The sequence below is a fragment of the Pseudomonas sp. GW704-F2 genome (genome assembly GCF_059423025.1).
This window is the reverse complement of record NZ_JBWKXO010000007.1, coordinates 218,279-225,520: the sequence shown is the minus strand read 5'-3', so window position 1 is coordinate 225,520 and position 7,242 is coordinate 218,279. Positions and strand designations below refer to the sequence as shown.

9 protein-coding genes are annotated in these 7,242 nt (G+C 56.1%); 3 read left to right on the top strand and 6 right to left on the bottom strand.

Annotated features, from left to right (window positions below):
* Nucleotides 1-173: 173 nt before the first annotated feature.
* Together AC07W0_RS08815 and AC07W0_RS08810 are read right to left on the bottom strand one after the other, a co-directional pair.
* The gene (locus AC07W0_RS08815) at nt 174-686 is read right to left on the bottom strand and encodes a type VI secretion system amidase effector protein Tae4 (RefSeq protein ID WP_079444668.1); all 513 of its coding nucleotides are present in this window, start codon (nt 684-686) and stop codon (nt 174-176) included.
* 200 nt (nt 687-886) lie between these two features.
* Nucleotides 887-1,258, bottom strand: a complete 372-nt coding sequence (locus AC07W0_RS08810) for a PH domain-containing protein (RefSeq protein WP_102617293.1) — start codon at nt 1,256-1,258, stop codon at nt 887-889.
* Between the two features lie 166 nt (nt 1,259-1,424).
* Here AC07W0_RS08810 and AC07W0_RS08805 point away from each other — a divergent pair, with 166 nt between their 5' ends.
* Nucleotides 1,425-2,060, top strand: coding sequence for a LysE family translocator (locus AC07W0_RS08805; protein WP_102617294.1), 636 nt, complete (start codon nt 1,425-1,427; stop codon nt 2,058-2,060).
* A gap of 44 nt (nt 2,061-2,104) precedes the next feature.
* On the opposite strand, the gene AC07W0_RS08800 is transcribed toward AC07W0_RS08805, so the two are convergent.
* Together AC07W0_RS08800 and AC07W0_RS08795 are read right to left on the bottom strand one after the other, a co-directional pair.
* Nucleotides 2,105-2,434, bottom strand: coding sequence for a hypothetical protein (locus AC07W0_RS08800; RefSeq protein WP_017846741.1), 330 nt, complete (start codon nt 2,432-2,434; stop codon nt 2,105-2,107).
* A gap of 370 nt (nt 2,435-2,804) precedes the next feature.
* Nucleotides 2,805-3,314: a hypothetical protein gene (locus AC07W0_RS08795; RefSeq protein ID WP_026139993.1), complete on the bottom strand. Its 510-nt coding sequence runs from the start codon at nt 3,312-3,314 to the stop codon at nt 2,805-2,807.
* A gap of 126 nt (nt 3,315-3,440) precedes the next feature.
* Between AC07W0_RS08795 and AC07W0_RS08790 the strand changes: the two genes are divergently transcribed.
* Nucleotides 3,441-4,328, top strand: a complete 888-nt coding sequence (locus tag AC07W0_RS08790; protein WP_046484739.1) for a LysR substrate-binding domain-containing protein — start codon at nt 3,441-3,443, stop codon at nt 4,326-4,328.
* A gap of 449 nt (nt 4,329-4,777) precedes the next feature.
* On the opposite strand, the gene AC07W0_RS08785 is transcribed toward AC07W0_RS08790, so the two are convergent.
* A complete protein-coding gene (locus AC07W0_RS08785; protein WP_017846744.1) occupies nt 4,778-5,431 on the bottom strand; it encodes an NBR1-Ig-like domain-containing protein in 654 nt (217 codons plus the stop codon).
* A 544-nt stretch (nt 5,432-5,975) separates the two neighbouring features.
* Between AC07W0_RS08785 and AC07W0_RS08780 the strand changes: the two genes are divergently transcribed.
* Nucleotides 5,976-6,626: a LysE/ArgO family amino acid transporter gene (locus AC07W0_RS08780; protein WP_017846746.1), complete on the top strand. Its 651-nt coding sequence runs from the start codon at nt 5,976-5,978 to the stop codon at nt 6,624-6,626.
* A 228-nt stretch (nt 6,627-6,854) separates the two neighbouring features.
* On the opposite strand, the gene AC07W0_RS08775 is transcribed toward AC07W0_RS08780, so the two are convergent.
* Entirely contained in the window at nt 6,855-7,217 is a 363-nt protein-coding gene (locus AC07W0_RS08775) for a DUF167 domain-containing protein (RefSeq protein ID WP_017846747.1), read from the bottom strand.
* Nucleotides 7,218-7,242 lie beyond the last annotated feature (25 nt).

Genomic DNA, 7,242 nt, shown 5'->3' with positions numbered 1-7,242 from the left:
CCCCACAACAGTGACCCCGTTCCCCACCAACCAAATCCCAAAGTTCCGAGTCTGCTCCGCATCCCCCTCATAAAACGGCCCAAAGTACGCCGCCACCGCCATCACCACACCGTTAAACACCCCAACAGCGACGGCAACCACCAAAAACACGAACACGACCGCCTTACATACCTTCATATAACCCTCCAAAACCATATTTCCCTGGAGTCGTGATAATCCGAGAACGTCCCTTCGATCGAGAACCCCAACTGAATTCGCGGGTAGCTCAGCCAATCCGTTAATCGCCGTCCATTCCATAAATCAATGTGGTCACCACTGCGATTGCCAAACGTCTCATTCCTCCTGCGCCAAAAATCTTTGAAGAAGATGATGCCTTGCTGCCCGACCAACATATCCTCAAAGTCTTCAGGCTTTACCTTCTTTACGGGCTGTATACCAGGGATATTGGCGCTGCTTAATGCCTTGGCCATTTCCTCTGCGGCCAGTACGTGACCTTCACTTTTGGGGTGCTGCCAACAATAGCGCACCCCCCTTAATCTGCTTAGGTCGGCACCAGATCTGCGCAATGCCACGCCTAGATTGATCGCGCATTGATCGCTGAAATTTTTCGCGCCATTGGTTCGGCACGGGGCGGCGTCTCCGAAGATTTCCGGATGGTTTTTCCATAGCGTATAGAACGTCAGCATTCAGCATTTCCGTTGCGTTTTTTCGCGACCATAGCAAACGCTCTGCTGCTTAAGAGGGGGATCAGATAAAATCAGAACGGTCCTACTTGCCTGTCAGTTTTGATTGCAGGGTATAACTCACATGGCCCGTATCCATTGAATCAGCCGCGCATGCAGTAATAAGAGACCTTGGAACGCCAAGGTCTTTTTCTGCCCGCTGATCACGCCAGCAGGTGCCTGGAAATGATCCGCGAGATTTCAACAATCGAAGTCTTCCCCGTGAACTCGAATTTCACTTTCCCCAGTGACGAAAAGTAAATCTCCAACTCCGAATCCAGATCGAACGTCCCGGAGGTTTCCACCGAATACGCCACGATGTTTTTGTACGGCAGCGAGGTGAAGTCCTTCTTGCTGCCGGTAATCCCCTGCACGTTCACCGCGATGATGCGCTTGGTGGTGAAGACCACGCCGTCGCGCATGGCTTTGTAGGCATCGATCACTTCTTCGCCGTCCAGCAGCAGGGCGGCAACGCGTTCGGCGTATTCGTTGTTTTGCTTGAGTTTGAAGAAGCCTTTGTTGTTGAAGTCGATCATGTGCCTGTCCTGGGTGAGTGAGTCGGTAATCGTCAGCCGGTGTATGACGTTTTGCTCGTGGATCTGTATCTAACGCCCTGCTTTTCAACGCCCTACCATGGCGCCTGACACTGCAACGTCGGCGAAGGATTTCACGCCGGCAGAATAAAAATCCAGGAGCTAAACAATGCCCGATATGTCCAGCTTGTTTGCCTACGCGCTGATCTCACTCGGCATGGTGCTGACGCCCGGGCCGAACATGATTTACCTCATTTCCCGCTCGATTTGCCAGGGACGCATGGCCGGGATGATCTCCCTGGGCGGGGTGGCGTTGGGGTTTATCGTTTACATGTTGTGCGCAGCATTGGGTATCACCGCATTGGTGATGGCGGTTCCCTTGGCGTATGACGCGCTGCGGCTCGGCGGCGCGTTGTACCTGGTCTACCTGGCCTGGCAGGCGGTCAAGCCGGGTGGTCGTTCGCCTTTTCAGGTGCGGGACCTGCCCCTGGATAGCCCGCGCAAGCTGTTCATGATGGGCTTTGTGACCAACCTGCTGAATCCTAAAGTCGCGGTGATGTACCTGTCGTTGCTGCCTCAGTTCATCGACCCGAACGGCCACGGCAGTGTGCTGACGCAATCCCTGGTGCTGGGCTTTACGCAGATTTTCATCAGCGTGAGCGTCAACGCAATGATTGCCATGATGGCGGGCTCCATCGCGGTGTTTTTCGTCACCCGGCCCGGTTGGCAGGTGGTGCAGCGCTGGCTGATGGGCTCGGTGCTGATGGGCTTGGCCGTGCGGATGGCGGTTGAAGGGCGGCGCTAACCGGGCATGCGCGTTTGGCCGCGGCGGGCACGCTGATCAGCGATTCACAGGATGTCTTTCAAATAGTCCTTGAGGGTGGTTAGCGGCGTGGGCAGTGCGTCGAGTTGATGGACGTTTTGCACGTCAGTCGCCAACCGCCGCAACTCCCGCCCCAGCACCGTGTGGGCGCCGCCCAATGCCTCCAGCGCCTGCACCACGCATTCCTCGATCTTGCGTTGAATCGCAGCCAAATCCCGCTGCCGTACCAGTAACCCAAACACTTCCCGCTCGTACCCGTCCATCACCAGATCGTCACGCAAGACCGGGCTGCCGCCGTCGGTCTCGTACACCAGTTTCAGTGCGAAGAGCGCAACCGCTTCCAGCGTCAATTCCATGGTCTCGCTTCCTCGGGTTTTGGTGGGGAGGGCGATGATCACTGTTCTGCGCCGGAAAAAAAAGACCCACGCGTCAGCGCTCCAGGATCAGCTCCACGCGGCGGGCGCGTGCAAAACCTAGATCAAGCGATAGGTGGGATACCGACCCGAAGTGGCCGCCCGAGAGGGGCTGCTTTCGATTGTGCAGAACGGACACATTTCTATGGTTCCCCAAACCGGGAGAAATCGGCTAAAAGCAGTCCGTCAGATTCGACCAGTAAATCAGGGGCGATTCAGACCACAGTTAGAACGATTATGCTTCGGGCGCTTAAATATGGATTTCAAATCCTGTGCCGGCCGGCAAGCCTCCAGTGATTTATGTCCGCGTGGCTCATGACAGTAACTGCATGGTCATTGCGCTATATACCTTCAGCCCCTGCAGATCGCTGGCCCTTGCCTGAGTGCAACCCAGTTTGGCCAGCCAACGGTGTGCAGGGTTCTTGTCCAACGCAACCGCGTGCAGCGCTACAGGTGTAAGGCCTAATCCAATCAGTACTTGAGGGCCTTGTTCACTGACCAACAGGAATTCGTCCGCGCCTACGCCAACTGCCCGGTCCAGCCCGGCATAGAGGTTGCGCTTCCAATCAGTGATGTGCGACTGCCAACGGGCAAAATTGCCTCCCCCTTTTTGGCGGTACTCGTCGCTCTGCAACACGGCAAGCGTGTCGACTGAATGCAGGGCCAGGTAGGCCGGGCAATCGCCGCTCAAGGCTTTGAACCGCTGCGAGGAGCTGAATCCGCTCACCGAGATCAGCGCTGGCAGTTTTTCCAGGCTGTAAAACGCATTCCACTCAGCTTCGCTGGCGGGGTCAGCGTAGTTGCATTCGACTGTATAAATCATCATGTCACTTCGTTGGTTGATGTTTCATCATGCTAGTGACACGGTAATGATCCATAAAACGACTTTTCGGCACTCTTCAGTGATTAAACATCAAGGTGGAGGCCTTGACTTGAACCAGGAATGCCCATGCGTCGAAAGCTCCCGAGTAACGCTGCCCTGATGGCCTTTGAAGCCGCAGCCCGGCATGGCAGTTTCGCCCGTGCCGCAGACGAGTTGGCCCTGACTGAAGGCGCCATCAGCCGGCAGATAGGCCGTCTGGAGGCGTTTCTGGGGGTCACGTTATTCGAGCGTGTTGGCAACCGCGTGCGGCTCTTGCCCAACGGTGAGCGCTACGCGGCCCAAGTGCGCGAACTACTCGACCGGCTCGACAGGGACAGCCAGTATTTGATGGGCCAGCCCAGCGACGGCGCCAGCCTGGATATCGCCGTCAGCCCAACCTTTGCCCTGCGCTGGCTAATTCCGCGGTTGGCCGGCTTTGGCCAGCAACACCCGAATATCTGCGTACACCTCTCGGAGCGTATGGAACCGTTCGTGCTCGTCGGTAGCGGTTTTGATGCCGCCATCCATTTTGAGCACCCGGCGTGGACAGGCATGCAGACGCACCGCCTGTTGAACGAAGTGTTAATTCCGGTTTGTCACCCTGGCCTGCTGAAGCCGGGCAAGCAGGCAACGGCTCTGGATTCACTGCCGCGATTACACCGACGACAGAACCCGGATGCCTGGCAGCGTTACGCCCAGCAAACCGGGATTGTCCTGAGCAACGCCGCGATGGGCGCGCGCTACGATTTGCATGCGATGCTGATCGAAGCCGCGCTGGCGGGGCTCGGCGTGGCACTCGTACCGCGCCTGTACGTGGAAGCCGAACTGGCGCAAGGCCGGCTGGTCGCGCCATGGCCACAAGAGAAGAATGTCGCCAAGGCCTTTTGCCTCGTGCTACCCGAACCGCTTGAACTGAGCCGCGCGCCCATCCAGGTATTTGCGCGTTGGCTGTTGGAGGAAGCGCAGGTGAAGTAGGGGATGCGGTGGGGCCTGTACCGGATTGGTTCAGACGCTGAGCGACTCAGAACTTCACATTGAAACCGGCATGCATCAGCGCAGTCGATGGCCACGCAGGGTACCAGGTCGAAATTCACGGTATCGCCGAACGCTTCATTGATCCGCACGCCATTGAGATAAACCGCCAGCCCCTGTGGGGTTCCTTATTCCTGGCGGGATAAATGCGTCAATGTCTGTTTGTAAAACCACGACCTATTAATAGGGGGGTAAGACTTTTGGATGAGTTGAAGGGGCGTGCAATGTGTTTTTTTGATTTTGTGGTAATAAGGAAGAGGGGGTTAGTTGGTTTAATACAGTAGTCGAGGTTTTATTTTTATGGGGGTGTAAATGCCGTTGCGGTCTACATTGATAGACGCCCGTCATCAGGCACAGAGTTTGGGACAGATTTGTGGGGCTCCCGTCGGGCCTTAACGTGCCATGACGTTGACGATTACATGCAGGATGAAGGCGGGTCCATAACAAGGCTGGCCCTGTTCATCTTCGATACGCCAGATGGATGTGAGTGTGCAGGTCTCTCTTGGGGCGCCGAACTCCACGCTGATACGTACCGGCTGGCCGGGCAGGGTTTCGGCGATGGGGATTTCGTTGTTCAGGCTGCGCAGGTGGGTGTCCATCACCACTTCCAAGGGAACGCCGGACGCGCTGCGGCGAGCGATTACGTATTCGCCGTCGACCCGTACCAATTTCCGACCGCGCCACGGGCGGGCGCCAAGGTTCTGGATCTCCCAGGTTTTCTGAAACGTCTCACCGGGCAGCACCACGGTCTGGTCTGGGGTGGTGACATCCGCGTTGAAGACAGCTATATCGCTGGGGTCACGCAGGCCGGTGGCGCGATTAGTGGTTGCCATTGAACAGGCATCCCCCGGTGCGCCAGCCAGGTCGGCGAAGTAGCGGAATAACAGCAGCGGCGAAACCTGCAACGCCTTGGCCAGTTTGATCAGGGTGCGTACTGAGGGATCTTGTGAGGCTCCGCCGGTCAATCCGTAGAGGTAGGTTCGGGAAATGCCGGCTTCTTTGGCCAGGGCTGTCAGGGGCTTTCCCAGTTCTCGGCTGCGTCGCATAACCAAGGCTCGAAGCGTATCGCGTGTTCTGATGTTCATATTCGAGTGTTGATCTCCGGTCCTTGGTGATAGTCGTCACGTTGTTCGCCAAAAAGGACAACCTGCTCGCCGCTACGTATATCGAGCGATGCACACTTGCGACCTGCTAGCGACGTGGTGAAGGACATGGATAGGTCCCTTTTGGGGTGGCTACATCCAGTGTCGTGGTTTCTCGCATGCTTGCGAACCTTGTGTGTGTTGCATTCCTTTACAATCATCTTTGGATATAGCGATGACTCAAATAAAAACGTGCTGTGAATCCATTGTTCGATCAGGCTTCGGCATCCTGCAAATGTCTGATGCCATGCTGCAGGACTACAAAAAATTGTTGATGGATATTCAGCAATCTCTCAGGCCACTAAAGATTCATTTTTCTTTGTTCAAACGCTGCTAAATTTTTCCCGCTCGCAACCATCAGTTTAAATAGTGCCATAAACGTCCGCACACCAAGTTCGGTAATCAACCGATTCAACTTCTCTAATATTCTAGCGGGTTCGAACATCCCATGTTTCTAAACTTCAACGCTCTTTACCTCGAAGGCTTGCTTTTGGGCATGGGGCTGTTCGCCGCGCCTGGTCCGAAAGACACCTTGGTCATCCGCCAAGGTGTGGGCCGGGGTCCGATCTGGGCCGTGGTTGCTATCTGCGTACTCGCCGATGTCCTACTGATCGCTGTTGGCGTCGCAGGGTTGGGTTCATTGCTGGGAAGTCGGCCGGGTGTGGTGGCGCTGTTGCTGCTGTCCGGTGCGGCGTATTTGCTTTGGTTTGGCGGTCAACGCTTGCTGGCGTGCCTACGTAACCAGTCCATGCCCAACACGCAAGGCGGTCACTCGCAACGAGGCTTGCTGCGCACAGCACTGGTGCTCGGGTTTGCCAATCCCTACGCCTGGCTTGATACCGTCGTGCTGATCGGCTCGATCGGCGCAGCCAAACCCACCGGCCAACAAGCGCTGTTCGCGAGCGGCGCGATGACGGCGTCGTTGGTGTGGTTTGTGATACTGGCGCTGGGATGTCAGCGTTTGACGCGGCTGTTCCAGGCGCCAGTGGTGTGGCGCTGGTTGGATGCGGGTGTGGCGGTGTTGATGGTGTACCTGGCCGGGATGTTGATCACTGATTCAGTGAGTGTCTTTCAGCAGGTAATCGGGGTCAGACTCTGAAGAGTCCAAAGGGCTGCGAACGCCTCAATGTCGTCTTTCACCAAGTCGGCTTGGGCGTATCGCGCTGGAGAAAGAGTAATCTGCCGGTTGCGATAGGCCGAAGTCGGCCAGAAGCGGACGCTTAGAGTGCAGAAAATAAATCTGTCCCCCCTTTTATTGCAAGCAGACACTGGAACAGTCCATGACAGCAGGGCGGCTCATTAGGCTGCACGCGCCCGTAGCGAATGGTCAGGTGCTTTCTGCTTCTGACAGGGCCTTGGCCACTACGGCAGGTAAGCTTCCGGGCGCCCTTATACGCATTTGCTTGTTCAAATTAAAACGACCGAACACAACCGTGATGTCAGAAACCGAGACGTCAAACTCTCGGGCGAGAAACTTAACCATGTGGTCAGTCGCCCTGCCTGCTACGGGTGCGGCGGTGACGCTGATCTTGAGTTGACTTCCTTTCGCCTTGCCGATGGCATCCTTTTTGGCGCTCGGAGTTCCAAGTATGTTCAGAACTAAAGTCTCTCCATCCCACCCACAAAACGAGGACATCTCAAAGCCTCGGCCGGATGATTTCTTTTTGGTAATCGCTTTTGCTTTCTTCACATGGATCCTGCGTAGGTCGGATAAA